Source organism: Streptomyces sp. NPDC045899, from assembly GCF_056431485.1.
Map to the genome: position 1 here is coordinate 78,800 of NZ_JBWKKP010000013.1, position 23,040 is coordinate 101,839.

Here is a 23,040-nt window from a genome sequence, read left to right on the forward strand (position 1 = left end):
CTGTCTCCCGATCGTGCGGCAGGGCTTGCTCGTACGGGCGGGAGCCTAGCCCGTTGGCCGAACCTCGTCGGCTCGATGGGCCGCGTCGGCTACGCGAGCTCGTCCAGATCGGCGAAGTCCAGCTCGCGGTCGAAGTCGGGATCGATGTTCGTCTCGGGGATGTTCGTGTCCGGTTTCGCCACCGGCGGGTCCGGCTGCTGCGGGATGGCCATGGAGGCGGACCGCTCGGACTCGGGGCGGCCGGGTCCCGGTGCCGGGTCGGTGCCGAGCCCGGGGGTGAGTGCGGCGGCCGGTCCGGGGATGAGCCCGGTGGCCGGTCCCGGGGTGAGCCCGGCGGTGAGTCCGTCCGTCGGACCCGCGGTCAGCCCGGGATCCAGATCGGTCAGCCCGGGATCCAGGTCGGCCGGGATGGTGACCCGCTTCATGAAACCGTCATCGGCCGGAAGCAGCGCCCATACGGTGACTTCGCCGACGCCGTCCCGGACGCCCCAGTCGTCGGCCAGTGTGCGGATGATGTGGAGTCCCCGGCCACCGCGTGCGGTGACAGAAGGTTTGGCCGGAAGGGGCCTTGTGGGTCCGCCACCATCGGTGACCTCGACGGTCAGCCGCTCATCCTCGTCAACGCTCCACGCCGCCCGGACCGTGTCGTCACCCTGGTCGGAACGCCATGGGCGGCCATGACGCCACGCGTTGCTGAGCAATTCCGAAAGGATCAATACAGCGTCGTCTATGACCGATTCCGATACCCCAGTCCTGCCCAAATCGCCACGCATCCACCGTCTTGCCGCGCGGACACCCGCAGGACCATGGGGTACGGCCATGGTCGACGACGTCGGCACCTGCCGTGCCACCACCAACGCCACCCCCGAGACCTCCTTAGCCCCACGCCACGGGATGGATGCCCCAATGGGCTGGAGCGGAAACAGGCCAAGTGGCATCGTGTGACGCACTCGTCACGATCGAATGCGTACCGAACGCGCCGGTGTACGCCGTGTCATGACCGTTATGTACGCCCGAGTTGGGACAGCACCTGTTTGGGGCGGTTGGTAATCACCGCGTCCACACCCAGCTGGGCGCACAGCTCCACGTCCTCCGGCTGGTCGACGGTCCAGACGTGCACCCGGTGCCCCGCGCGCCGCAGCCGCGCCACATAGCCCGGGTGGTTCCGGACGATCCGGATGCTCGGCCCCGCGATCCGCACCCCCGGCGGCAGTTGCCCGTCCCGGTGGCGGGGCAGCAGGAACTGCGTCAGGAAGACCGTGGGCAGGGTGGGGGCCGCCGCCCGTACCCGGTGCAGCGAACGCGCCGAGAAGCTCATCACCCGCACGGGCGAGGGCCCCTCGGGCGGCGGTGTGTCCAGGCCGTACCGCCGCAGCAGGGCGAGCAGCCGCTCCTCGACCTGACCGGCCCACCGGGTGGGATGCTTGGTCTCGATCGCCAGTTCGACCGGCCGTCCCGCGTCCCGGACCAGCTCCAGCAGCCGCTCCAGGGTGAGCACCGAGGTGGAGTCACGGTGGTCCCGGTCCGGCTCCTCCTTGTCGGTGGCCTGGCCCTTCCAGGAGCCGAAGTCCAGTGCGGCCAGATCGGAGAGCTCCAGTGCGGAGACCGCGCCCCGGCCGTTGGAGGTGCGGTTGACCCGCCGGTCATGGACGCACACCAGATGGCCGTCGGCGGTCAGCCGGACGTCGCACTCGAGTGCGTCCGCCCCGTCCTCGATCGCTCTGCGGTACGCGGCCAGCGTGTGCTCGGGGGCATCCTCGGAGGATCCGCGGTGGGCGACGACGGACACGGTGTGCGGACCGGGGCGGATGTCCCGGGCAGGGCGCGCATAGGTCACCGCGTTATGGTGCCACCGCCCGGTGTAAGCCGTCGGACGCGGCCCCACCGATCGTTAGCCCGGAATGGCGGCAGGGCGATTTGTCCGGGATAAAGGGTGGTAGTCCACGGGGCCACCGCTCCTTACGGCGGTCTGACGCGCCGTGGGAAAAGCTGATGACGGTAATGCGTACGCGTGGGCCGTCATGGAAGAACTGTCGTGCACCTGAGGAGACAGCTGTGAGCACCGAGAACGAGGGCGCTGCCGTACCGCCTGCGGCCGGACCGCAACCGGCCCCTCCGGCGCCGCAACAGGACCCCGCGGTGCCTCCGGCGCCGGAGTTCGAGCCCGCCGTGGGCGCGGCCCCGGAGCCCTCTTCCGCACCGTCAGCGCCGATAGCCGCGCCCCCGCCGACCGCGCCCCCGGCCCAGCCCCCCGCCGCGTCCGCCTCCGGCGGCACCGGTGTGGACGCTGCCGGCCACGGCGCCGGACCCGGTGGCGGGGCGCCCGGTGCTCCGGGCCCCGGCCCGGGCGGCGACCCCGCCGCAGGGCAGTCCGCCTCCTGGTGGACCGCCGGCGGCGGACAGCCGCAGGGCGGCTCGGGCGGCGGACCGGGCGGGCCGTGGGGGACCGCTCCGGTACCGCCGTCCGGGGCGCCCGAGCGCAGGCCCCGCGGGCTGATCGCCGCCGGGCTGGTCGCCGTACTGGTCGCGGGCGGTATCGGCGGGGGCATCGGCTACCTCGCCGCCGACCGCGAGGACAGTGACTCCACCACCGTCTCCGCCTTCGGCAACCCCAAGTCCGAGAGCCGCGCCCCGGGGTCGGTGTCGAACATCGCGGGCAGGACCCTGCCCAGCGTGGTGACCATCGAGGCCCAGGGCAGCAACGGCCAGGGGGGCACCGGCACCGGCTTCGTCTACGACAAGCAGGGCCACATCCTCACCAACAACCACGTCGTCGCCTCCGCCGCGGAGCGCGGCAAGCTCACCGCGACCTTCTCGAACGGCAAGCGCTACGCCGCCCAGGTCGTCGGCCGCGCCCAGGGCTACGACGTCGCCGTGCTCAAGCTCAAGAACGCCTCGGGCGCCAAGCTGAACCCGCTGCCGCTCGGCAACTCCGACAAGGTCGCCGTCGGCGACGCCACCGTCGCCATCGGCGCCCCGTTCGGCCTCTCCGGCACCGTCACCACCGGCATCGTCAGCGCCAAGAACCGCCCGGTCGCCTCCAGCGACGGCGGTGGGGGCAGCTCCTCCTACATGTCCGCCCTCCAGACGGACGCCTCCATCAACCCGGGCAACTCCGGCGGCCCCCTGCTGAACGCCGACGGCGGTGTCATCGGCATCAACTCCGCCATCCAGTCGGCCGGTAGCGGCAACGGCCTCGGCGAGTCCCAGCAGTCCGGCAGCATCGGCCTCGGCTTCGCCATCCCGATCAACCAGGCGAAGAACGTCGCCCAGCAGCTGATCAAAACCGGTCAGCCGGTCTACCCGGTGATCGAGGCCACGGTGAACATGAAGGACACCGGCGGAGGCGCCACCATCGCCTCCAACGGCGCCGGCGGCGCCCCCGCGGTCGTCCCCGGCGGCCCGGCCGACAAGGCGGGTCTGAAGTCCGGTGACGTCATCACCAAGCTCGATGACATGGTGATCGACAGCGGACCCACCCTGATCAGCGAGATCTGGACCCACAAGCCCGGCGACAAGGTCACGCTCACCTACAAGCGTGACGGCAAGCAGTCCACGGCGGATGTCACCCTGGGCCAGCGCAAGGGTGACAGTTGACGCGCTAGGCTGATCCCCGCGTCACCCTGAGGGCGACGCGGGGAGGCTTGCCCGAGCGGCCTAAGGGAACGGTCTTGAAAACCGTCGTGGCAGCGATGTCACCGTGGGTTCAAATCCCACAGCCTCCGCCCAGGCCAGCGTCATAGCTGGTCAGAAGGGGTGCCCCTGGTTCAGGGGCACCCCTTCTGCGTGGGGTGCCGGTCGTCAGTCGATGGAGACGCTCTGGCCGAACTCGGAGATCGTCTGCTCGCCCGGCGGGACCTGGTCGACGATGTCGCCCTGGCAGCCGGAGCCGGAGAAGACCAGGGCGTACCCGTCGGTGTGGTTCATCACTGCCAGCGGGTACCGCTGGGCTTCGTAGCAGCCGCTGGGATCCTGGTGCGCCGTACCGTCGATGATCAGGACTCCCTGCGCGGCCGCGGCCGTTCCGGTCGAGGGCAGGGCCAGACCCACCGCACCGATCACCGCTGCCGCCGCGATTCCCATTCGACGCATCATGTACCTCCTGCGCAATCATGTGCCGGAGAAGACGCCAACCGCCTTCCGCCCCATGGCTATCCGCGGTTGCTCGATTTCCGCTCACCGCCGGCCTGAGTGCGGGGTGGGGTGGTTGACGTTGACGCCGCTGGTCGTGGGCGTGGGGCGGAGCGCGGTGGTCTGAGTTCCGAACGGGCGGCTGGTTCCCGGTACTTCGACGTGGCGGGAATTCTCCGGGGAGGGCCGGACGGTTCGGCAGGGCCTTCTCCGAGGGAATCCGAGGAGGCGTCGAACGAGGAGCGAGAGGGGCACGAGCCCTCGTTGCTGTCCTGTGGCGCGTCCGGCGTCGGGCCGGGGCAGCGGGCCCCGGGCGTCCGGATCCCCTGAACTCCACCGGCGGCAGCCAGCTGTGGGCGGTCGGGACGAGTTCCGTGTACAGCGCCACCGCCACGGGATTCCGTGTCTACCTGCGCTGGGCGGACGACGCCAGGCGCGGCGGACGTCGGCTCACCCCCGAGACCGCCGAGCAGTTCGGCTTCCACCTCACCTGGATCGGCGTGGACGAGCCGTAGGACCAGTTGTGGGGAGCACCGGAGCCCCACCGCGGTGAACCTCCCCCGACCGTCGCCGCCCGGTCCGGCGGTTACAGGACGGTGCCGGACCGGGCGGCGATCTGGCCGAAAACCTACGGTGTGGTCGTTGGCGCAGGTCAGAGCCGTTGGGTGCGCCGAGTGGCGGGCAGTTGAGATGCGGGACACGGCAAAGAGGGCTTTTAGTTGTAGCTAAAGGTGGGAACCTGTGAAGAAGGACGAGTGAGGCTCGTCGACCGGGTGCGACAGGTGTGGCTGGGAGTGGTGTGCATGCCGTGGAAGAGCAAGGGCCCTAAAGGGGAGACCGCGGAGTTCGCCGGAGCCCGGTTGGCCCGTCAAGCCACCGTCGAGGTCGCCGGGTTGCTGGGCAAGCGGGATATGAGCAGGGCGGATCTGGCCAGGCTGATGGATGTGAGCCCGGGACGGGTCAGCCAAATACTGTCCGGTGACGAGAATCTGACGCTGAGAAGTCTGGCCGCGGTGGCGGACGCGCTGGAACTGGACGTCAAGATCAGCTTTGTTGAGCCCAAGGCCGACAGCGGACGCCGGGCCATCGGCCGCGGCGACGACTCCTTCGTCTACGCCCCATGAGGCGGTCCCCGGGCCGGTGAACGGCCCTGCGGGGCAGGTGTGTCAGCGGGCCAGGGGTGCTTGATGCGCTCAGGGATGCGACGCGCCGCCCGCTCCCACCGTCTCCAGCGGCTCTTCCGCCAGCGCCTGGTCCCGGAGCCGTACAAGATCGCGGTCGGCGCTGCGCTTGCCCGTCCGGTAGCCGAACTCCAGCATCTTCACGCAGGCTTCCTTGGCCATGGCCAGTGCCTGACGGCGGTCCTCCGACTCCTCCCGGGTGGCGCTGTGAAGTTCGACGGGGAAGTCCTGGAGCTCCCGCTGCCGGCAGCTCGAATCGATCTTCGCCTCCACCTTGGCGGCCTCGTCCAGGTACTGGTCCACCTCCTCGTACAAGGTGTTGATCGCCGTCCGTTCCTTGGTCACCGGGGTGGAGCCGCGCAGATATCCGCGGGCGTCGAAGGCGAACATCCGCAGTTCGGCGACGGTTCCGAAGTCCCGGACCAGCCGGTGGCAGTGGCAGTACATGTCATGGGCGAGCCGTCGCTCCAGCCGGTCCAGCAGCACCGCGATGCCCAGCGTGATCACCGCGACGAAGGGCGGGGTGGACTGCTGGTTCTGCTGCTGACGGACGCGCGGGGCCAGCGCCCCGCCCGCGGCCGCCGCGGCCACGGCGGGCGGGACGTCGGCCGCGTGCGGCAGCAGCAGGGTGATGGTGATCAGTGCCGCCGCGCAGGTGCAGCCGGTGATCGCCGCGCACAGCGTCGTGGACCGCACGGTCCCCAGCAGCCTGCCCTTGTCGGCGTAGCGGTGGATCAGCGAGATCCAGGTGACCAGCGCGCAGGCGGCGAGGGGTAACGCGACCTGCGCGAACCACTGCTGTGCGTAGAGCTCGTGCACTGCTCCCCCTGCCCGCGCCTCGCTGCCGGTGCGCCGGAGGCGAGCGGCCGGTCACGGGGAGAGCGGGAGTCCCAGCGCTGTCCGCCCGGAGGGCGGAAGGACCGGCGCGTGGTGTGTGCGGTGCGTACACGGAGCGCCTCGTCGCGTGGTCACGATAGTGCCCTCCGCTCGCGTGATGCACGGATCGCATTCCGCTTACCACCGGATCGCGCCGACCTCGCACCGCGTCCCGAGCCCCCGTCGACCGCGGCCGGACCGTGTCGCACCGCCCGTCAGGCGGGCCCGAGCGGTGGCGGCCCGACGGCCGGGGGCTGGAGGTGACGGGCGGCGCCGCGCGCTGCGGAGGCGACCGTGGCCCGTGCCTCGCGACAGCTCAGCCCGGTGTCGACGGCCGCCTGGACCAGGTCGGGCGCGAGTTGTGCGCCCGCCCCCGCCTCGTATGCCCGGCAGGCCGCCCAGAACAGCCGGGTGTTGCGCTGGCCCTCGCGGGACTCGCGGACGAACCGTACGAGGGCGGTGAGCGCGGCGGGACGCGGCTCGGGCGGGCGGCTGCCGGCCGGCGCGAGAGGTCGCCGGGCAGGGGCCGGCGGCCGCAGGAGCCGCAGCAGCGCGGGCGGGACGGGGGCGGGGGTCCAGACGGGGGAGCCGGGGGCCAGCCGATAGCCGCCGCGCGCCGCGGCCGAACCGGGCCCGACGAGATAGCCGCCCGCGCCGCGGATGTCGACTCCGGGGGCGAGCCGGCCCGCCGAGTTGGGGACGGTGAGGCCGGGCGGACCGCTAAGCCACAGGTGGCGGCCGCCGCCGGGGGTGAGCACGGTGACGGTGCGCGGGACGGCGAAGCCGTGTTCGCGGGCGAGCCGGGCGAGGGCGGCGGGGCCGTCCGTACGGGCCCGGCCCGCAAGGCCGTGCGGGACGTGCGGGCTGTGCGGGCTGTCGTGCGGGCCGCCGTTCGCGCCCTGTGAGGTGTTCGGGCCATGGGGCCGGACATCGAGATCGACCCCGATGAGGTGGTGCGGAGCGCATCCGCACGCGATGCCGTACGCGGTCGCCCACGGGGCGGCCGCGAACAGTGCGCGGACGGTCTCGGGGTCCGCGGAGGCGTCGTGGATGCCGTGGCCCATCAGGCCGCAGGTGCCGCGGCAGGGCGGGGACCGGGGGTCGCGGTGGTGTGGGGAGCGCACGGCGGGCAGCTTCGCGCGGGTCAGTGGGATCACGCGGAAGCCGTGCTCCGCGGCGGCGAGGGCGTGGGCGAGTGCGGTGGTCGCCATGTCTCCCATGTTCGGACAAGTGTTCGGTCATGGGAAGGGGGTCGGGGAGCCTGTTGAGGATGGCCGAATCTGTGCGGAAACCGCTTCCCCACCCTTGCCGGAGGTCTCGTCGGGTGCGGGAAGGGGCGGCGCGTGGGCGCGCTCTCCAGGAGCGAGGGCGCTCGGCACGTTTAACTCCATTTCCTCATGCTTACGTGGTAATTGAGGTGTCCGGTGCGGTTGTTCCGGGATGCGGTGGGGCAACTCTGCTTCCGCAAGGGTTGCCGAGCGTTCGGATCGGAGGGGCGGGATGGCCGAGACGTACACCATCCGCACCGGATGGAGGCCCGGGATCGTACCCAGATCGCATGGAGGCAGGTCGCCACCGGGGAGCGAGGCGTGACGAGGGGATGGAAGCGCCGGGGGGCGTCATGGGGGGCAGAGGTGGTGTCCGGAACGAAACGAGAGCGAACAGTGGTGATTCATTGACTCCAGGGGACGGGTGAGGTCGTACGGTCGCGCGGTGGTGTCTCGATGCCGCCGCGCGGCCGTACGTGCCGTCGTGTCTTGACAGTCTCAAATTATCTGACGGATAGTCAGAAAGCTCTTCGCTGAGGCCAGCCATGTCACCCCGACCTTCCAAGGGGGCCCACTGCCCATGACCGGTGAGAGGACGGCCGGGGAAGCCGCGCCCGGCGAGCCACGAGAACGACGCGACCCGCACGAACCGCATCGGCTGGACGAACGGCTGAAGTCGTTCGAGGGCCGGACGGCCGTGGCCGACGGCGAGGGCCGGGACCCCGTCAACGAGCCCATGATCAGGCACTGGTGCGAGGCGATGGGTGACATCAACCCCGCCTATCCGGAGATCGCCCCGCCCACGATGCTCCAGGCGTGGACGATGGGCGGACTCGCGGGCCACCCCGCCGGTTCGACCCGGACCAGTGCGTACGACGAGCTCTTCGGGCTGCTCGACGACGCGGGTTGCACCTCGATCGTGGCCACCGATTGCGAGCAGGAGTACCTGCGCCCGCTGCGCCCGGGGGACCGCGTCCGCTTCGACGCGGTGATCGAGTCCGTCTCCCCGCGCAAGAACACGGCGCTGGGTTCCGGGCACTTCATCACCACCCGGATGGACATCCGGGTCGCTGCCGACCTGGTCGGCACGCACCGCTTCCGCGTCCTCAAGTACGCCCCCGCCCGCCGGAGTCCGCGGCCGGAGCCGTCACCTCCCGGCGCGGCGAAGGCGGCGCGTCCCCGTCCCGTCGTCAACCGGGACAACGAGGGCTTCTGGGAGGGCGTCGCCGCGCACCGGCTGCTCCTCCAGCGCTGCACCGGCTGCGACACTCTCCGCTTCCCCTGGCTGCCCGGCTGCGGCCGGTGCGGTGCACCGGAGTGGGAGACGGCCGAGGCGTCCGGCCGCGGCACGGTGTTCAGCCATGTGGTGATGCACCATCCGCCCTTCCCCGCCTTCGAACCGCCCTATGCCGTAGGGCTGGTCGAACTCGTGGAAGGCGTGCGCATGGTCAGCGGCATCACCGGGGTCCCCTGCGACAAGGTGCGCATCGGCATGCCCGTCGAGCTGGAGTTCCTCCGGGTCGAGGACGCCGAGGGGGCCATGGAGCTGCCCGTCTTCCGGGCGACGGCGGAGGAGGCCGTATGACCGTCCGCGCGGGCGACGCCCTGCCACCACTGCGCGTCCCGATCACCCGGACCCTCATCGTCTCCGGCGCCCTCGCCTCGCGGGACTACCAGGACGTGCACCACGACGCCGAGGCGGCCAGGGAGAAGGGCTCGCCGGACATCTTCATGAACATCCTGACCACCAACGGTCTTGTCGGCCGCTACGTCACCGATCACTTCGGACCGCGGGCACGGCTGCGGAAGGTCGCGATCCGGCTCGGCGCTCCCAACTATCCGGGAGACGAGATGGTGTTGCGGGGCGAGGTCACCTCGGTCGCCGACGGTGCGGTGGAGGTCGCGGTGACGGGCGCCAACGGCATCGGCAACCATGTGACCGGCACGGTCACCGTGCGGCTCCCGGACGCCGACGCGCCGCTCACATCTGTCCCGGCCGCGTCGTCCGGGCCGGCGGGGCCGGCCGAGGGCCCCCGGTGAGCGCCCGCCGGACCGGCGCGCTGGGCGGTGCCGCGGCCGTCGCGGGCATCGGCGCCACCGCGTTCACCAAGGACTCCGGCCGCAGTGAGCTACGGCTCGCGGCCGAGGCCGTGCGTGCCGCCCTGGCCGACGCCGGGCTCACCCCCGCCGATGTGGACGGGCTCGTCACGTTCACGATGGACACCAGCCCCGAGATCACCGTCGCCCAGGCGTGCGGGATCGGCGAACTGTCGTTCTTCTCGCGCGTGCACTACGGCGGGGGCGCCGCGTGCGCCACCGTGCAGCAGGCCGCCCTCGCCGTCGCGACCGGGGTCGCCGAGGTGGTCGTCTGCTATCGCGCGTTCAACGAGCGCTCCGGACGGCGTTTCGGGTCCGGCGTCCAGCACCGCGAACCCTCGGCCGAGGGGACCGCGCTCGGCTGGGTGCTGCCGTTCGGTCTGCTCACCCCGGCGTCCTGGGTGGCCATGGCCGCACAGCGCTATCTGCACGTCCACGGGCTGACGTCCGAGGTCTTCGGCCACGTGGCCGTGACCGACCGGCGGTACGCGGCCACCAACCCGGCCGCGTACTTCCACGGCCGGCCGATCACCCTCGCCGAGCACGCCGCCTCGCGCTGGATCGTCGAACCGCTGCGGCTGCTCGACTGCTGCCAGGAGACGGACGGCGGTCAGGCCATCGTGGTCACCAGTGTTGAGCGCGCCCGTGACCTGCGTCATCCGCCCGCGGTGATCACGGCCGCGGCGCAGGGGGCGGGGCGCGGCCAGGAGCAGATGACCAGCTTCTACCGGGACGACCTCATCGGGCTGCCGGAGATGGCCGTGGTGGCGCGGCGGCTGTGGCGGGACAGCGGGCTCACTCCGGCCGAGATCGACGTCGGGATCCTCTACGACCACTTCACCCCGTTCGTCCTGATGCAGCTGGAGGAGTTCGGCTTCTGCGGACGCGGTGAGGCGCCAGGGTTCGTCGCCGAGGACGCGCTCCCCCTGAATACGCACGGAGGCCAGCTCGGCGAGGCGTATCTGCACGGGATGAACGGCATCGCGGAGGGTGTGCGGCAGATCCGCGGCACCTCGGTCAACCAGGTTCCGCACGCCGCGCGCGTCTTGGTCACCGCGGGCACCGGGGTACCGACATCCGGGCTCCTCCTCGGCGCAGACGGCTGAACCGCGCGCGTGTCTGCGGGCCCCGTCGTTCTCCGTCCCCCTTCATTTGTCATATGAACCGAAGAATGCAGAGGGGTTGGACGGTCACGAGCTGTTCCGCGGGTCTGGCCATGGCGCTGGCCGCCTCGATCGCCGCTGCCGCCCCTGCCTCGTCCGACGGTGTGCCCACCGGCTCGTCCCCGGCCATGCGTCCCGCGTCGTCCCGGGCCGGCGGCTTCGCGTCGGCGCCGTCCGCGCTCCCCGACCCCCGCACGCTGGGCGCCGAGGTCTTCACGGGCTGGGCCTTCGACACCTGCCACACCCCGCCCCTCAGCACCCTGCGTGCCTGGCACGGCTCCCGCTACCGCGCTCTCGGCGTCTACTTCGGCGGCCGTGGCCGGGCCTGCCCGGTCCAGCCGCATCTCACCGCCTCCTGGCTGCGCGGTGCCGCGGAACTGGGGTGGCACGCACTGCCCGTCTACGTCGGTTCCCAGTCACCGTGCGTCCGCAACATCGACAAGACGCGCGTTCCCATCGGTCCCGCCCCCTGGGCGCAGGGGCGCGCGGAGGCGCTGGACGCGGTGGTCCGCGCCAAGGCGCTGGGCATGAAGGAGCGCAGCGCGCTCTACCTCGACATGGAGGCGTACGACCGGTCGGACGCGCGCTGCGCCGCCACCACGCTCTCCTTCATCCGCGCCTGGAACCGCGAAGTCAGTGCGCGGGGCTACTTCCCCGGCTTCTACAGCAGCGCGGATTCCGGGGTACGCCATATGGAACAGGCGCGGCGGGCGGGCGTCGACGACCTGCCCTCCGTCCTCTGGTTCGCCCGCTGGACCGGAAAGGCGTCGCTGCACGGGGAGCCGGCCGTGGCCGAGGCCGCCTGGCAGCCGCACCGCCGCATCCACCAGTACCGTGGCAACGTCGATGTCACGCACGGCGGCCGGACGCTGCGGATCGACCGCAACAGGGTGGACGCGCCGGTCGCGATCGTCGACTGAACGGGGCCCGCACCCCTCCGGTGGATCCCTGACGCTCTCCACACCTCCTCCCCCCTCAGGAGGTGGTGGCAGCCCCACCCCTACAACCAGAGGCGGACGCGGCTTCGGCACCTGGGGCCGATCCGTGATGACCTGCGCGCTCATAGCGTGGAGACATGACCACGACCGTGTGCACGGGCGCATCCACCGCCGCGTTCCCGTCGTTCTCCTCGTACGTGACGGCGCGCGGGCCGGTTCTGCTGCGCACCGCCCGCTCGCTGACCGCCAACGCCTTCGACGCCGAGGACCTGCTCCAGACCGCGCTGGCCAAGACGTACCTGGCGTGGGAGCGCATCGAGGACCACAAGGCGCTGGACGGCTATGTGCGGCGGGCGCTGGTGAACACCCGTACCTCGCAGTGGCGCAAGCGCAAGGTCGACGAGTTCGTGTGCGAGGAGCTGCCCGAGCCGGATCCGGTGCCCGCTCCCGACCCCGCCGAGCAGCAGGTGCTCCGCGACACCATGTGGCGTGCGGTACTGCGGCTGCCGGACCGCCAGCGGGCCATGGTCGTCCTCAGGTACTACGAGGACCTGAGTGAGGTCCAGACCGCCGAGGTGCTCGGGGTGTCCGTCGGTACGGTCAAGAGCGCGGTCTCGCGGGCCCTGGGCAAGCTGCGCGAGGACCCGGAGCTCTCCCGCGCGGCCTGATCCGCGACGGAGGCGCCCGCATGGACGGGGGCGCGGGCGCGACGGGGGGCGGTGCGGGGCAGCGCGGGGCGGCGCGGAAGGGTGACGTTGTGCGGCGCGGAACAGGGGTTATCCACAGCGGAGTTATCCACAGGGGATGACATACCAGCCGGTCGGCAGCAGAATCAGCGGCACTTCTACCCGCGCGTAACCGGAACCCTGGAGGCCCCGGTGCTCAGCACGATGCAGGACGTACCGCTGACCGTGACCCGCATCCTCATGCATGGGTCGGTCGTGCACGGCGCGGCCGAGGTGACCACCTGGACCGGCGAGGGTGCGCCCCAGCGCCGTACCTTCCGGGAGGTCGGCGGACGTTCCGCCGCGCTCGCCCACGCGCTGCGCGATGAGCTCGGGGTCGAGCGCGGTGAGCCCGTGGGCACCCTCCTGTGGAACAACTGCGAGCATCTGGAGTGCTATCTCGCGGTGCCGTCCATGGGCGCCGTGCTGCACACCCTCAACCTCCGGCTGCCCGCCGAGCAGCTCAGCTGGATCGTGAACCACGCGGCGGACCGCGTGATCATCGTCAACGGCTCGCTGCTGCCCCTGCTCGCCCCGCTCCTCCCCGGCCTGGGCTCCGTGGAGCACCTCGTGGTCACCGGTCCGGGCGACCGCTCCCTCCTCGACGGCTGCGGTGCGCGGGTCCATGAGTACGAGGATCTGATCGAGGGCCGGCCCACCGCGTACGACTGGCCGGAGCTCGACGAGCGCGAGGCCGCCGCGCTCTGCTACACCTCGGGGACGACCGGGGACCCCAAGGGCGTGGCCTACAGCCACCGTTCGATCTATCTGCACTCCATGCAGGTCAACAGCGCCGAGTCGTTCGCGGTCTCCGGGCGCGACACCCTGCTGCCGGTGGTGCCGATGTTCCACGCGAACGCGTGGGGCACTCCGCACGCCGCCTTCATGGCGGGCGCCTCGATACTGATGCCCGACCGCTTCCTCCAGCCCGAGCCGCTGGCCGAGATGATCGAGAGCGTCCGCCCCACCATCGCCGCCGCCGTGCCGACCATCTGGCACGGGCTGCTCGCCGAGCTGAACGCGAACCCGCGGGACGTGGCCTGTCTGCGGAATGTCTACATCGGCGGTGCGGCCTGCCCGCCGGCCCTGATGAAGGAGTTCGAGGAGCGCCACGGCATCCGCGTGGTGCACGCCTGGGGCATGACGGAGACCTCGCCGCTGGGCACCATCGCCCAGCCGCCGGCCGGTGTGTCGGAGGAGGCGGCCTGGCCGTACCGCGTCAGCCAGGGCCGCTTCCCGGCCTCCGTACAGGCCCGGCTGACCGCGCCCGACGGCAGCCGGGTGCCGTGGGACGGGGTGACGGCGGGTGAGCTGGAGGTGCGTGGCCCGTGGATCGCCGGGTCGTACTACGGAGGCGCGGCGGGTGAGCCGTTCCGCCCGGACGACAAGTTCACCGAGGACGGCTGGCTGAAGACCGGTGACGTCGGCACCATCACGCCCGACGGCTATCTGGTGCTGACCGACCGCGCCAAGGACGTCATCAAGTCCGGTGGCGAGTGGATCTCCTCGGTCGAGTTGGAGAACCAGCTCATGGGCCATCCGGATGTCGCGGAGGCGGCGGTCGTCGCCGTTCCGGACCAGAAGTGGGGCGAGCGCCCGCTGGCCACCGTGGTGCTGAAGGAGGGCGCCACCGCCGACTACGGGACGCTCCGGGCCTTCCTCGCCGAGCGGATCGCGCGCTGGCAGCTCCCCGAGCGCTGGGCGCTGATCCCGGTGGTGCCGAAGACGAGCGTGGGCAAGTTCGACAAGAAGCTGCTGCGGAAGCAGTACGCGGACGGGGAGCTGGAGGTGACCGAGCTGGACTGAACCGGGCCCGGCCGGAGCCCGGCCCCGGTCGGAACCGGGCCCGGCCGGAGCCCGGCCCCGGTCGGAACCGGGCCCGGGAGCGGTGGCGCGGGGCGGGGAGACGCTCGCCCCGCCCGCCGCTCCACCGGCCGGTGCCGCCGATCGCCGGCGTCAGTTGGTGCCGATCTTCGCCAGCAGGTCCACGATCCGTGCCTGCACCTCGTCGCTCGTCGAACGCTCCGCGAGGAACAGCACGGCCTCGCCCGACGCCAGCCGCGAGAGCTGCCCCGGATCGATGTCCGCCGAGGTGTAGACCACCAGCGGGGTGCGGTTGAGCAGACCGTTGCCGCGCAGCCAGTCCACGATCCCGGCCCGGCGGCGGCGCACCTGCATCAGGTCCATCACCACCAGGTTCGGCCGCATCTGGCCCGCGAGCGTCACCGCGTCGGCGTCCGTCGCCGCGCGGGCCACCTGCATCCCGCGCCGCTCCAGCGTCGCCGTGAGTGCCGCCGCGATCGGCTCGTGCTCCTCGATCAGCAGGACGCGCGGCGGATGCTGCTCGCTGTCGCGCGGGGCGAGCGCCTTGAGCAGGACGGCCGGGTCGGCGCCGTACGCCGCCTCCCGCGTCGCCTGGCCGAGCCCCGCGGTCACCAGCACCGGCACCTCGGCGGCGACCGCCGCCGTACGCAGCGACTGGAGCGCGGTGCGGGTGATCGGCCCGGTCAGCGGATCCACGAAGAGCGCTGCCGGATACGCGGCGATCTGCGCGTCCACCTCCTCACGGGAGTTGACGATCACCGGGCGGTAGCCGCGGTCGCTCAGCGCCTGCTGCGTGGACATGTCCGGCGCCGGCCACACCAGGAGGCGGCGCGGGTTGTCCAGCGGCTCCGGGGGCAGTTCGTCGTCCGGTGGCGGGGTGCGGTCGTCGACGACCTCGATCGCGCCGTTCGGTCCGTCCAGCGGCTCCGGTCCCTCGACGCCCTCGTCGGGCGCGCCGATCGCGAAGGCGCGGCCCGAGTTCTGCGGCCCCGGTGCGCGATGCGGCGGCGAGCCGCCCGCGCCGGGCTGCGGACGCGCCGGTGCCGTGGGCTGGGCCCCGGCCTGCGGCTGTGGCGCGGGCGTCCGGCCCGCGGCCGCCGCGCTCTCCGGGACGGGCCCGTCCTGCTCCGGCTCCTGTACGTCGGGCCGGGCGGCCAGCTTGCGCCGTCGGCCCGAACCCGCGGTGGCCGTACCGCCGGAGGGCGTCTGGGGCTGCGCCGTCGGCTGCTGCCCCTGCGGACGGCCGCCCTGCGGCTGGCCCAGGCGCTGGACCCCGGTGGGGTGCTGGCCGATGGGGTGCTGTCCGGTCGGATGCTGACCCGTGGCGTGTTCACCGACCTGCTGGGCGAACGGCACACCCTGCCCGAGGGTCCGCACGCTGAACGCCCGGCTCTGGGTGGAGTCCGCGCCCGGCGCCGCCTCGGCGGGCAGCGGCTGGGAACCGGGCCGCGCGGGGGCACTCGGCGCACCTGTCGCCCCGGGCCACTGGCCGGACGGCGGACCGCTTTGCTGCGGACCGCTCTGCTGGGGCGGTTCCGGCTGCTCCTCGGACAGCGGCCGACGCGCCCGGCGGCGCCCGGTCGGCTGGGCCTGCTGGTCGTGCGGCGGAAGCTGCTCGTGCTCGGGTCCACGGGCGGCGGGCAGCGCGGCCATGGCCGACTCCCCCTGCCCCGGAGCACCGCCCGGCGGTACGGGCTCACCCCGGACGGCCAGACCGCCACCGGCCTGCGGCTGCGCGGCCCCACGGGGACTGTGCTGCGCCGGGACCAGTCCGGCCGGTCCGGCCGGGCCCAGCTCCGGCGGCAGCGTCCCGGAATCCGGTGTCCGGTCGGCCGCGGCGGGCGGCAGTGCGAAGGGGGACCGGGCGGCACCCGGCTCCGCCGCAAGCTGTCCCTGGGCCTGTTCCTGCTCGGGCGAGAGCCGCTCCGGGGCCTCGGCCAGCGCGCGGCGGGCGCGGCGGCGGCCCGTGGGGGCGGAAGCCCCGTCCGGCTGGCCGCCGTTGGTGTCCTGCGGGGCCTGGTGCCACTGCGCCTGCTGCTGCTCGTGCGGCGGAACCTGCTCATGCTGCGGGAGCTGTTCGTGCTCGGGCCCGCGGGCAGCGGGCAGCGCGGGCACGGCGCCCGGCTGCGGCTGCGGCTGCGGCTGCTGGTGCGGGGCCGGGCCGGTGGCGTCGGCCGCCGCCGGGGGCAGCGCGAGCGCGGCCCGGGGGGTGGCACCGTTCTCCTGCGCGGGGGCGCCGCGCCGCCGTCCACCGGGGGCGGCCATGCCCTGCGGCGGCACCACGCCCATACCGGCGGGGCCGACCGGGCGCGGAGCCGCCTCCGGACCCTCGCCGGCGCCGGCGTGGCGGTGGTGACCGGTCCCGTTGCCGTCGGTGTCCTGGGTGGCGGTGCCGGGGGCGGGGGTCTCGTCGGGGTGCGGACGGGCGCGACGGCGTCCGGTGGGCCGGGGCTCGTTGTGGTGCGCGCCGGTGTCATCACCGTCGGCGGCGGGCTGTTCGGCCGCCGGGTCGCCCGCGTCCGGCTCGCCGGTCTCCGTCCCGTTGCCGTCGGTGTCCTGGGTGGCGGTGCCCGGGGCGGGCGTCTCGTCGGGGTGCGGACGGGCGCGACGCCGCCCGGTCGGTGTGTGACCGGTGCCGTCCCCGGCCGTGCCACCGCCCGACGTACCGCCACCGGAGGTGTCACCGGCCGACGCGGTACCGCCCGCGGTGCCCTGCCCCCGCGTACCGCCGGTTCCGTCGCTCCGCTCCGCGCCCGGCGCGGCGTCCGTGCGCTCCTGGTCCGCGGCGGCGGCCGAGATCGGCACCTCCAGGACATAGGCGTGTCCGCCCATGCCCGGCATCTCATGGGTCTGGAGCACGCCTCCGTGCCGGCGCACGATCCCGCGCACGATGGGCTCGTGCACCGGGTCGCCGCCCGCGTAGGGGCCACGCACCTCGATCCTTATGACGTTCCCGCGCTGGGCCGCCGCGACCACGATCGTCGAGTCCCCGGTGGGGGCGCCGCCCGAGGCCGCCTTGCCGGTCGAGTCGACCCCGGCGACATCGGCGATGAGGTGGGCCAGCGCCTGGGCCAGCCGCTCCGCGTCCACCTCGGCCTCGATCGGCGGCGCGTGCACGGCGAACTGCGCCCGCCCAGGACCGATCAGCTCGATCGCGCCCTCGACACCGGCCGACACGACCTCGTCCATGGAGACCACGCGCCGGGCCAGCCCCTCCCCGTGCGCGTCGAGCCGCTGGTAGCCCAGGACGTTGTCGACGAGCGTGGTCATCCGGGTGTACCCGGCGGCGAGGTGGTGCAGGATCTGGTTCGCCTCCGGCCACAGCTGCCCCGCCGGGTCGTCGGCGAGGACGCCCAGCTCGTGGCGGAGCTCCAGCAGCGGGCCGCGCAACGACTGGTCGAGCACGGCCAGCAGCTGGGCGTTCCGGTCGGTGAGCGACTCCAGCCGCTCCGCGTACCGCTCGCGCTCCCCGGTCAGCTCCTCCTGGAGCTTCTCCACCGTCTGGGTGTGCCGGGCGTTGAGCTCCTCGACCTCGGTCGCGTGCCGGGCGGCGAGGGCCTTCAGCTCCTCGGCGTGCCGCGAGGTGAGCCCCTCCACCTCCTCGGCGTGGGACGTGGCCATGGCCTGCTCGGCCCGCCGGTCGGTGAAGGTCATCACGGCGCCGACGAGTTGCTCACCGTCGCGCACCGGCGCCGTCGTCAGATCGACCGGGACCTGACTGCCGTCCTTGGCCCACAGCGTCTGGCCGCGCACCCGGTGCTTGCGGCCGGACCGCAGGGTGTCGGCGAGCGGCGATTCCTCGAACGGGAAGGGGGAACCGTCCGGGCGCGAGTGGTGTACAAGAGAGTGAAGCTCCTGACCGCCCAGGTCGCTGGCCCGGTAACCGAGGATCTGCGCCGCGGACGGGTTGACGAGGACCACCTTGCCCTCGGTGTCCACGCCGACCACGCCCTCCGCCGCCGCGCGCAGGATCATCTCGGTCTGGCGCTGCTGACGGGCGAGTTCGGCCTCGGTGTCGAGCGTCCCGGTCAGGTCGCGCACGATGAGCATCAGCAGCTCATCGCCGGTGTAGCTGTACTGATCGGCGTAGGGGGTCCGGCCGTCCTCCAGATTGGCGCTGGTCACCTCGACGGGGAACTGCGCCCCGTCGGTGCGCCGGGCCATCATCCGGGTCGGCTTGGTGCCGCTCGTCTGCTCCGAGTCCGTGGGGCGCCGCATCGACCCGGGAATGCGATTGGGATCGAAGGAGGGGAGCAGGTCGAGCAGACCACGACCGACGAGCGCGGTTCCCGGGGTTTCGAAGGACTCGAGCGCGATGTGGTTGGCGTTGACGACCGTGCCGTTGCAGTTGACCAGCAGCAGCGCGTCCGGAAGGGCATCGAGTATCGCTGCGAGGCGAGCAGCGCCTCGGGATGGCCTGCTGCTCACGACGACGCTTCCTCCCTGACTACCGCACCTTGCTGACACTCGCGGTCATTCTGCTCCCCGTCTGCGGAGTGTCTCTAGGGGAGTCTACGGGCACCGGCGCCGGGAGCGACGGTAGATGAGAGCGAGCTCGCAGCACGACGTACGCGTCTCGACGCACGCCCGGACAAACCTCTCCGGGGACCGGCCCTTCTCCGTCCCGGCCAATCCCCCGGTCGTCTCCCATCACCACGCATCAGCTGCCATGCATGCGCAAAACCACGGAGAACCGATCCCACCGGGCGATTTCACACCCGTTGGAGCGGTCGAAGCGCGCGTCGACCGGCCGCCCCGCCCAGTGCCCGGTCACCCGCGCGGTCGCCGGTCCCCCGTACACCCCCGTGCACATCGCCGCGGGCGACACCGGGGCGAAGGGGTCCCGCCCCCACTCCGTCTGCGAGTCCAGCTGCCCGCACGCCGCCCGCGCCCGCGGATGCGTGCCACCGGTCGGGTGGCAGGACAGCACGTACCGCGCGGCGTCCGCCGGGCCCCCGCTCTCGCTCACGGTGATCACCAGACGGTCGGCGCTCTCCCCGTCGATCGGCAGTGGCAGCGGCAGCGGTGTCCCCCACGCGGGGGCCAGCGCGGCGACGGAGGCGGCGGTCGTGACGGCGGCGGTGGCGGCGAGGCGGTGCAGCAGGGCCATGGGGGGCGCTCCTGGTGTGATCGATACGGGGCGCGCTGCCCCTGCCTCCTCTAACGCGCCGCCCCCGCGCGCGTTGCGCCGCCAATAGGGCTTTGCGGTGGTGCCCGCCCGCCGAGTACCGTAGGGCGCGATTGGTGACATCCCGCTGGGCTGTGACATCATCTGCACACACCACATCGCGCTCGCGTGATGAGACTGGTGTGCTGGAGGCTTCGCCTAGTCTGGTCTATGGCGCCGCACTGCTAATGCGGTTTGGGCCTTAAAGCCCATCGAGGGTTCAAATCCCTCAGCCTCCGCTTCCTCAGGAGCCCCGGCCGATTTCGGCCGGGGCTCCTGCGTTTGTGCTGGCCGACGCGCCCTGCTCAGCGACGTGACCATATGTGCCCGCCCGTATGCGCTACGTGTCGACCGGTGAATCGATCATGGCTCCGACCTCGGTCTCCTTCTGTCTCCCGGACGGGTTCCGACACCGGGCGGATCGACCCTCAAAAGTGGAGTTTCCGCAGGTCAGGGGTGGTGTGGGAAACGGATTTCGCGTGACGCCGCAGGTCATGTAATGTTGTCCCCGCAACGCCGACCGGCAAGAAAAGCCGCCGGGAAGCCAAGCGCTCGTAGCTTAACGGATAGAGCACTTGACTACGGATCAAGAGGTTGCAGGTTCGAATCCTGCCGAGCGCGCAGCAGCTCAGAGGCCCCTTCCAATTGATGGAAGGGGCCTCTTGCGTATGTATTGACAGCAACGTTGACAGCAACCGCCGCGCGGTGCGTCAGACCGCTGTTGGGACTCCGTCCCATCCCCCGTCGTCCTCGCCCGCGTTGCTGTCACGCAGGGCATCACCGACGCGGTCGAAGGCCGAGCGCTGAGAGTCCAGTCGAACGAAGGTGTAGATGTCCATGGTCACGCGGATCGAACTGTGCCCGAGTACTTCCATGATCATCCGGGCGTCAGCCCCCTGCTCGTGAAGTAGCGACGCGCACGTGTGCCGGAGGTCATGGAAGCGGACGCGCCGGACCCCAGCCTTGTCGCACAGCAGGGTGAAGGAGCGGTTCAGATTGCGCGGCTCGATCGGTGTTCCGTTCTTTGTGGTGAAGACAAGATCACTGCCCTCGCCCTTCCACTTGTCTCCGGCAGCGACCCGGTCCCCGCGTTGCTGGGCTCGGCGAGTCCGGAGCGCTGTCACGCACTCGGCGGGCAGAGCCACCCGGCGGGCCGAGCGCTGAGTCTTGGGGGCGGCGATCAGCAGTTCCCCGCCAACGCGCTGGAGGGTCTGGCGGATGGTGACTGAGCCGTCCACCATGTCCACGTCCTTCCACCGGAGGCCGAGGACTTCTCCACGCCGCAGGCCGATCCGCACGGCCAGTTCGTACGCGGCCCAGAGCCGGTTGCCACGCGCCGCCGACAGGAGCTGACGCCCTTCCTTCACGGTCAGCGGTTCTATCTCGCGCTTCGTGCCCATGCCCAGCTCAACGTTCTTGGCCACGTTGCGCGGCAACTCGTCCTCCCGGACCGCGTGCTCCAGCGCGGCCCGCAGCAGCACCAGGAGGAACCGCACGGTTCGATCGGACGGGTACGACTCACAGCACTTGCCCAGTGCACAGCAGCGCTGTTTCCGCTCCGGGCGAGTCTTGTCCTTCCCCTGGGCGCAGCACTGGCACGTACGCGCCGTGGCGGCGAGGAAGGTCCGTATGTCCCGTGCGGCGAGCCGCGCCAACTTCTTCTTACCGAGGCCCGGAACGAGGTAGATCCGGACCAGCGTTTCGTAGGCCGCGTACGTGGTCGGACGCACCTTGATCCGGGCGACGTTGGCGAGCCAGTACGTCAGGAATTCGCCCACGCTCAGCTTGCTCGTGACGGCGGGAACACCCTTCTGCGAGTCCGCCTTGAGCTGAGTCACCTTGTCGTGGACGTCATCCCACGACTTGCCGTAGACGTATCGCCGCTTGTACGTCCCATCGGCCGTGAGGACAAAGGCCGACCCGGTCCACCGACCGTCACTCCGCTGCCATATCGAGCCCTCGCCGTTCGAGTTCTTCTTTGCCATCAGGCGGCCTCTCCTTCGGTCTGGCGGGTGATGTAGTCGTGCAGGGCGGATTCGGTGATGCGGCGGCAGCGGCCGATGGTCAGGGACGCCAGCTCGCGTGAGCGGATGAGGTTGTAGACGGTCCATCGGCTCACCTGAAGGTGGGCGGCGACCTGGTCCACATTGAGCAGTCCCGGAGTCACAGCCAGGGGTCCCCTTCTGTGTTGCGGCGGTCGGCGAGGGCGGTTTCGTGGCGTACCTGGGCGGCGAGGAGTTCCTCGCCGGGGCTGTAGCCGGACGCGAGGTACTGCCAGTGGGAGACGACGAGGGTGCTTTCCTCGGCCAGCTCGGGCCCGTCGTTGTTGGCGGCGCGTGCGCGCTCGGTGCGCCAGGCGCGGCGGGTGTCGCGGAGGGCGCCGAGGGTGGTGGAGTAGCGGCGGGATTTGCTGGAGAAGTGGCCTCGGAAGCCGAGCATGTGGGCCCATTTCCAGAGGTTGAGTTCGGCGAACTCGGGCAGGTGGCCGAGGTCCCAGGCGGTGCGGATCATCTGGCGGACGTGGCTGTGCACGGGCAGGTCGGCGATGGGTTCGGACTGGCCGGTGCCGTCGCACGGGTCGCACAGGTCCCGGAAGCCGTCCGGGCCGCTCTGGTAGCCGCGTCCGGTGCAGTGGGGGCAGCGCAGGGAGCGGTCTACGGTGCCGGAGTCCTCGGCGCTCTTGGTGGCGTACTTGGCGACGTAGGCGGCAACCTTCTGGTCGGTGAGCTCGCCTTCCCCCAGGGCCGCGATTTCGCGGATGTCGAGCTGATCGCCCCAGGTGAGGTGGCGTTCGCCGATGGCGTCGGAGGCCACGGTGAGCACGGCGCGTTCAGCCGCAGCCTTGACCGCGTGGGTCAGGGCGTCGGCGGTGGCCCACCGGGGCGGGGGCTCATTGCTGCCCTCAGGTCCGTCGAGCCGGATCACGGCGTGGAAGTGGACCAGGCCGCGCCGCTGGTACTCGGCGACCTTGGCGAAGGAGACGCGCACCGCTGCCTTCAGGGCCTTCTGTGTCAGACCGAGATGGGCGGCCAGTTCGCGGCGCAGGTAGGTGGTGAAGCGTGCCCACAGTGCCCCGGCATGGGCGTTCCACAGCACCGCTCCGGTGTAGTCGTAGGTGGCCGGGGCCAGCGGGGTGCCCAGCGCGGGGTCATCGCTGCGGTGGCGGTCGCCGCAGCGGCAGGCCAGGGTCTCGCCCGCTTCGCTGGTGCGGCGGTTGTGGACCGGCCCGAACGAGGGGGCGGTGAGGGTGACGAAGAGGCGCGGGTGCGTGCGGACGGTGTCGGGCACGGCCTTGCCGCCGGAGAGCCCGGCCCGGATCAGGTGGTAGGTGTCGGCGGCGTAGAGGCGGGAGCAGGCCGGGCAGCGGGAGGAGCGGCGGTTGCCGCAGGTGGTGAGCAGCCGTCCGGTGGGTTCGTCGGCGGTGCTGTACGAGCGGAGCACCGTGTTCGTTGCGGTGTCGCGGGTTTGGGTGGAGCCGACGAGCTGCACGGGTCGGGTGCAGCCGCGGACCCCGTTGATCTGCTCTCGGACGCGGTCGAAGTCGGGGAGGTGGGCGAGGTGGATGAGGTCCCGCAGGGCCAGGCTCGCCACATGGCGGAGGTCCAGGGGGGCGTTCACGACAGGTGTCCTTTCTGGTGCCAGGCCCGGGGGCAGCACGGGGCGAGGGGGG

The 23,040-nt window shown here is 72.0% G+C and carries 19 protein-coding genes and 3 tRNA genes; 12 read left to right on the top strand and 10 right to left on the bottom strand.

The features are described 5' to 3' along the window. Positions 1–89 precede the first annotated feature (89 nt). Entirely contained in the window at positions 90–821 is a 732-nt protein-coding gene (locus tag AC07FT_RS20585; protein ID WP_479177617.1) for an ATP-binding protein, read from the bottom strand. Between the two features lie 182 nt (positions 822–1,003). Continuing rightward, positions 1,004–1,837 (bottom strand): glycerophosphodiester phosphodiesterase, encoded by an 834-nt coding sequence (locus tag AC07FT_RS20590; protein ID WP_479177506.1) that lies wholly within the window; start codon positions 1,835–1,837, stop codon positions 1,004–1,006. A 218-nt stretch (positions 1,838–2,055) separates the two neighbouring features. Here AC07FT_RS20590 and AC07FT_RS20595 point away from each other — a divergent pair, with 218 nt between their 5' ends. Next, positions 2,056–3,597 (top strand): S1C family serine protease, encoded by a 1,542-nt coding sequence (locus AC07FT_RS20595; RefSeq protein ID WP_479177507.1) that lies wholly within the window; start codon positions 2,056–2,058, stop codon positions 3,595–3,597. Positions 3,598–3,638: 41 nt separating this feature from the next. Beyond that, a tRNA-Ser gene (locus tag AC07FT_RS20600) sits at positions 3,639–3,725 on the top strand. 76 nt (positions 3,726–3,801) lie between these two features. On the opposite strand, the gene AC07FT_RS20605 is transcribed toward AC07FT_RS20600, so the two are convergent. Further along, positions 3,802–4,083 (bottom strand): hypothetical protein, encoded by a 282-nt coding sequence (locus AC07FT_RS20605; protein WP_479177508.1) that lies wholly within the window; start codon positions 4,081–4,083, stop codon positions 3,802–3,804. A 422-nt stretch (positions 4,084–4,505) separates the two neighbouring features. Here AC07FT_RS20605 and AC07FT_RS20610 point away from each other — a divergent pair, with 422 nt between their 5' ends. Together AC07FT_RS20610 and AC07FT_RS20615 are read left to right on the top strand one after the other, a co-directional pair. Continuing rightward, complete coding sequence (locus AC07FT_RS20610) at positions 4,506–4,646, top strand: hypothetical protein (protein ID WP_479177509.1); 141 nt, start codon at positions 4,506–4,508, stop codon at positions 4,644–4,646. A gap of 240 nt (positions 4,647–4,886) precedes the next feature. Then, complete coding sequence (locus AC07FT_RS20615) at positions 4,887–5,255, top strand: helix-turn-helix domain-containing protein (protein WP_479177510.1); 369 nt, start codon at positions 4,887–4,889, stop codon at positions 5,253–5,255. A gap of 69 nt (positions 5,256–5,324) precedes the next feature. Here the strand turns inward: AC07FT_RS20615 and AC07FT_RS20620 are convergent, their stop codons facing one another. Both AC07FT_RS20620 and AC07FT_RS20625 read right to left on the bottom strand, forming a co-directional pair. Further along, positions 5,325–6,131, bottom strand: a complete 807-nt coding sequence (locus AC07FT_RS20620; RefSeq protein ID WP_479177511.1) for a hypothetical protein — start codon at positions 6,129–6,131, stop codon at positions 5,325–5,327. A 272-nt stretch (positions 6,132–6,403) separates the two neighbouring features. Next, the gene (locus AC07FT_RS20625) at positions 6,404–7,399 is read right to left on the bottom strand and encodes a bifunctional DNA primase/polymerase (protein WP_479177512.1); all 996 of its coding nucleotides are present in this window, start codon (positions 7,397–7,399) and stop codon (positions 6,404–6,406) included. Between the two features lie 637 nt (positions 7,400–8,036). On the opposite strand from AC07FT_RS20625, the gene AC07FT_RS20630 reads away from it, so the two are divergent. From AC07FT_RS20630 to AC07FT_RS20655, 6 genes are all read left to right on the top strand, one after another. Continuing rightward, positions 8,037–9,041, top strand: coding sequence for a bifunctional MaoC family dehydratase N-terminal/OB-fold nucleic acid binding domain-containing protein (locus AC07FT_RS20630; protein ID WP_479177513.1), 1,005 nt, complete (start codon positions 8,037–8,039; stop codon positions 9,039–9,041). Beyond that, positions 9,038–9,496, top strand: coding sequence for a MaoC family dehydratase (locus AC07FT_RS20635; RefSeq protein ID WP_479177514.1), 459 nt, complete (start codon positions 9,038–9,040; stop codon positions 9,494–9,496). Before AC07FT_RS20630 ends, AC07FT_RS20635 begins: the two co-directional genes overlap by 4 nt. After that, the gene (locus AC07FT_RS20640) at positions 9,493–10,659 is read left to right on the top strand and encodes a lipid-transfer protein (RefSeq protein WP_479177515.1); all 1,167 of its coding nucleotides are present in this window, start codon (positions 9,493–9,495) and stop codon (positions 10,657–10,659) included. The genes AC07FT_RS20635 and AC07FT_RS20640 overlap by 4 nt, the downstream gene beginning before the upstream one ends. Before the next feature lie 65 nt (positions 10,660–10,724). Further along, entirely contained in the window at positions 10,725–11,636 is a 912-nt protein-coding gene (locus tag AC07FT_RS20645) for a DUF1906 domain-containing protein (protein ID WP_479177516.1), read from the top strand. Positions 11,637–11,791: 155 nt separating this feature from the next. After that, on the top strand, positions 11,792–12,322 hold the full coding sequence (locus AC07FT_RS20650) for a SigE family RNA polymerase sigma factor (RefSeq protein WP_254746067.1): 531 nt from the start codon (positions 11,792–11,794) through the stop codon (positions 12,320–12,322). Positions 12,323–12,532: 210 nt separating this feature from the next. Beyond that, positions 12,533–14,185 (top strand): long-chain fatty acid--CoA ligase, encoded by a 1,653-nt coding sequence (locus tag AC07FT_RS20655; RefSeq protein WP_479177517.1) that lies wholly within the window; start codon positions 12,533–12,535, stop codon positions 14,183–14,185. 150 nt (positions 14,186–14,335) lie between these two features. Here AC07FT_RS20655 and AC07FT_RS20660 read toward each other — a convergent pair whose 3' ends face one another. Together AC07FT_RS20660 and AC07FT_RS20665 are read right to left on the bottom strand one after the other, a co-directional pair. Continuing rightward, the gene (locus tag AC07FT_RS20660) at positions 14,336–18,631 is read right to left on the bottom strand and encodes a PAS domain-containing protein (RefSeq protein ID WP_479177518.1); all 4,296 of its coding nucleotides are present in this window, start codon (positions 18,629–18,631) and stop codon (positions 14,336–14,338) included. A gap of 232 nt (positions 18,632–18,863) precedes the next feature. Then, positions 18,864–19,313 carry an SSI family serine proteinase inhibitor gene (locus AC07FT_RS20665; RefSeq protein ID WP_479177519.1) on the bottom strand — a complete coding sequence of 150 codons (450 nt, stop codon included), beginning with the start codon at positions 19,311–19,313 and terminating at the stop codon, positions 18,864–18,866. Between the two features lie 205 nt (positions 19,314–19,518). Between AC07FT_RS20665 and AC07FT_RS20670 the strand changes: the two genes are divergently transcribed. Beyond that, positions 19,519–19,609: transfer RNA gene (locus AC07FT_RS20670), tRNA-Ser, on the top strand. A gap of 309 nt (positions 19,610–19,918) precedes the next feature. Further along, a tRNA-Arg gene (locus AC07FT_RS20675) sits at positions 19,919–19,991 on the top strand. 89 nt (positions 19,992–20,080) lie between these two features. Here the strand turns inward: AC07FT_RS20675 and AC07FT_RS20680 are convergent. From AC07FT_RS20680 to AC07FT_RS20690, 3 genes are read right to left on the bottom strand one after another with little or no spacing between them, the layout of a single operon-like run. Continuing rightward, the gene (locus AC07FT_RS20680) at positions 20,081–21,355 is read right to left on the bottom strand and encodes a site-specific integrase (RefSeq protein WP_479177520.1); all 1,275 of its coding nucleotides are present in this window, start codon (positions 21,353–21,355) and stop codon (positions 20,081–20,083) included. Next, positions 21,355–21,537, bottom strand: a complete 183-nt coding sequence (locus tag AC07FT_RS20685; protein ID WP_479177521.1) for a helix-turn-helix domain-containing protein — start codon at positions 21,535–21,537, stop codon at positions 21,355–21,357. The genes AC07FT_RS20680 and AC07FT_RS20685 overlap by 1 nt, the downstream gene beginning before the upstream one ends. Beyond that, entirely contained in the window at positions 21,534–22,988 is a 1,455-nt protein-coding gene (locus tag AC07FT_RS20690) for a replication initiator (RefSeq protein ID WP_479177522.1), read from the bottom strand. Before AC07FT_RS20690 ends, AC07FT_RS20685 begins: the two co-directional genes overlap by 4 nt. Positions 22,989–23,040 lie beyond the last annotated feature (52 nt).

Bases quoted from the DNA above. Each gene is read 5' to 3' on its own strand.
- AC07FT_RS20625 (WP_479177512.1), bottom strand. From the start codon at position 7,399: ATGGCGACCACCGCACTCGCCCACGCCCTCGCCGCCGCGGAGCACGGC.
- AC07FT_RS20645 (WP_479177516.1), top strand. From the start codon at position 10,725: ATGCAGAGGGGTTGGACGGTCACGAGCTGTTCCGCGGGTCTGGCCATG.
- AC07FT_RS20585 (WP_479177617.1), bottom strand. From the start codon at position 821: ATGGCCGTACCCCATGGTCCTGCGGGTGTCCGCGCGGCAAGACGGTGG.
- AC07FT_RS20605 (WP_479177508.1), bottom strand. From the start codon at position 4,083: ATGGGAATCGCGGCGGCAGCGGTGATCGGTGCGGTGGGTCTGGCCCTG.
- AC07FT_RS20650 (WP_254746067.1), top strand. From the start codon at position 11,792: ATGACCACGACCGTGTGCACGGGCGCATCCACCGCCGCGTTCCCGTCG.
- AC07FT_RS20680 (WP_479177520.1), bottom strand. From the start codon at position 21,355: ATGGCAAAGAAGAACTCGAACGGCGAGGGCTCGATATGGCAGCGGAGT.
- AC07FT_RS20630 (WP_479177513.1), top strand. From the start codon at position 8,037: ATGACCGGTGAGAGGACGGCCGGGGAAGCCGCGCCCGGCGAGCCACGA.
- AC07FT_RS20635 (WP_479177514.1), top strand. From the start codon at position 9,038: ATGACCGTCCGCGCGGGCGACGCCCTGCCACCACTGCGCGTCCCGATC.
- AC07FT_RS20665 (WP_479177519.1), bottom strand. From the start codon at position 19,313: ATGGCCCTGCTGCACCGCCTCGCCGCCACCGCCGCCGTCACGACCGCC.